3 protein-coding genes are annotated in these 2,185 nt (G+C 67.9%); 2 read left to right on the top strand and 1 reads right to left on the bottom strand.

Features of this window, described 5'->3' with window-relative positions:
- A partial coding sequence (locus ACRDUX_RS03500) for an LLM class flavin-dependent oxidoreductase (protein WP_526411064.1) occupies positions 1 to 611 on the top strand: 611 nt, incomplete at its 5' end.
- Here ACRDUX_RS03500 and ACRDUX_RS03495 read toward each other — a convergent pair.
- Positions 608 to 1,054 (bottom strand): nitroreductase family deazaflavin-dependent oxidoreductase, encoded by a 447-nt coding sequence (locus ACRDUX_RS03495; protein ID WP_526411062.1) that lies wholly within the window; start codon positions 1,052 to 1,054, stop codon positions 608 to 610. The genes ACRDUX_RS03500 and ACRDUX_RS03495 overlap by 4 nt on opposite strands.
- Positions 1,055 to 1,176: 122 nt before the next feature.
- Between ACRDUX_RS03495 and ACRDUX_RS03490 the strand changes: the two genes are divergently transcribed.
- Positions 1,177 to 2,148, top strand: a complete 972-nt coding sequence (locus tag ACRDUX_RS03490; RefSeq protein WP_526411061.1) for an amidohydrolase family protein — start codon at positions 1,177 to 1,179, stop codon at positions 2,146 to 2,148.
- Positions 2,149 to 2,185 lie beyond the last annotated feature (37 nt).

The raw sequence follows: 2,185 nt of genomic DNA, 5'->3' as shown, positions 1-2,185 counted from the left end.
GCACCACGGGCGTCCAGGTGGCGCTTCGCGGCCGCAGGGAGAACTACATCCTCAAGGCGACGCCTAACGCCGCAGGCGAGCCACGAATCTGGCTGCTGGGCTCGTCGATGTACTCGGCCCACCTGGCCGCCGCGAAGGGTCTTCCGTACGTCTTTGCCCACCACTTCTCGGGTCAGGGCACCGAGGAGGCGCTCGCCACCTATCGCTCGGAGTTCCGGCCGAGCGACCTCGCGGCCCAGCCCACCACGTTCATGACCGTCAACGCCTCCGTCGCCCCCACCCGTGAGGAGGCCTTGGATCTGATGCTGCCGAACCTCCACATGATGGCGTTCCTGCGGACGGGTATGCCGCTGCGGGCTCTCGACCTGGTGGAGGACGCCAAGGCCCTCGAGCTCGGTTACCAGCAGCAGGCCATCGTCGAATCGGGGCTGGAGAGGGCCATCGTCGGGTCACCGACCGAGGCGGCCGATCAGGTGCGCGCGCTCGCCGAGCAGTTCGGTGTCGACGAGGTGATGATCAACCCCGTCGGGTCGGCCTACCGCGGCGTGGATCCGCGCACCGCGCCAGCCCGCGATCAGACCCTCGAACTCCTGGCCAAGGAACTGTTCTAGGGCGTCAGCGCGATGATCGGGATCGGTCGCGTCGTGCGCCTCTGGTACCCGTCGTAGCGGCCGGAGTTGTTGTCGTTCACCAGCTTCCACAGCCGCGCATAGTCGGGGTCGTCCGCTCCGATGATCCGTGCCGTTGCGGGCATCCGCTTGGGACCGATGTTGATCTCGACCTTCGGGTTGGCCCTCAGGTTGAAGTACCACCCCGGCGCCTTCGGATCGCCGCCCTTCGAGGCGACGACGTGGTAGGAGCCGCCGTCCTCGGCGTAGCTGAGTGAGTTGGTCCGCTTGGCGCCGGTCTTCGCGCCGACGGTGTGCAGCAGCAGGATCGGGGCCTGACCGGGAATGCGGTGGCCGATGCGCCCGTCCGTCTTGCGGTAGATCGCATCGTGGACCTTCAGCAGCGGAAGACCGACGTAGCGCTCCCACAGCGGCATGTTGCTCATGCGTGTCAGTCTGTCACCCGGATCGACGACTCGGCCATTGATGTCCGTGGAGCCACCGTATTGCGAAGAGTGTGTGCCGATGGACATTGCCGCCCACGTCCCACGTCCCGCATGGTGATGTCATGACAACTCTGGTTCGGCAGGGTCCCATCGACGTCCACGCGCACTGGCTGCCGGAGGAGTTGTTCGGCCTGCCGCCGGGTTCGCCGCTGCCGGCCCTGCACGGCCGCGATGGTCAGCTGCATCTCGGCGAGCTGCCGTTGTCGATCGAGACCGATGCGATGAGCGACGCCCGCCGGGTGCTGGCCGACACCGATGCCGCGGGCCTTGGCGCTCGGGTGCTGTCAGCGCCCCCGTTCGCCTTCCCCGTCGCCGACGTGTCCGGGGTCGACGACTACGTCGGCCGGTTCAACGACGCACTGACAGGGGTGTGCCGCGACAGCGGCGGCCGGCTGTTGGGCCTTGGGCTGGTGTCGTTGCACGATCCCGACGCCGCGCGCAAGCAGATGGATCAGATCGCGGCCAGTGACGTGGTCCGCGGCGTCGCCGTGCCGCCGCTGCTCGGCACTGGATCGTTGGATACGGCGCCGATGCGCGAGGTGCTGGCGATCGCCGCCGAGCGCGATCTCGGGGTGCTGGTGCATCCGATGCAACTGCCGCGGCCAGAGTGGTCGTCGTACTACCTGACCAATCTGATCGGGAACCCGGTCGAAACCACCACTGCCGCAGCCGCACTGGTGCTCGGCGGGGTATTGGCGGAACTGCCCGCCCTGCGCATCTGTCTGCTGCACGGCGGCGGCTGCGCTCCGGCACTGGTGGGGCGGTGGCAGCACGGTTGGGAGCAGCGTGCCGACGTGCGCAGCGCTGGAAGTCGGTCGCCACGCGAGGGTTTCGCCGCGCTGTGGTTCGACACCCTCACTCATGACGCACCCACGTTGGAGCTTCTGCGGGCGCACGCCGACCCCTCACATCTGATGTGTGGCAGCGACTACCCGTTCGACATGGGGGTGACGTACCCGCTCGAGATGCCTAGTGCCGTAGGCATCGACGACGAGGTCCTCGAACGCAACGCCCGGCGCTTCCTCGGTCTCTAGGAGCCGAGTTCGGCCAACGCCTCGCGCAGGATGCGCC

Source organism: Mycobacterium sp., assembly GCF_050701675.1.
Taxonomy (GTDB): Bacteria; Actinomycetota; Actinomycetes; order Mycobacteriales; family Mycobacteriaceae; genus Mycobacterium.
This window is presented reverse-complemented; position numbering and strand designations above follow the sequence as displayed.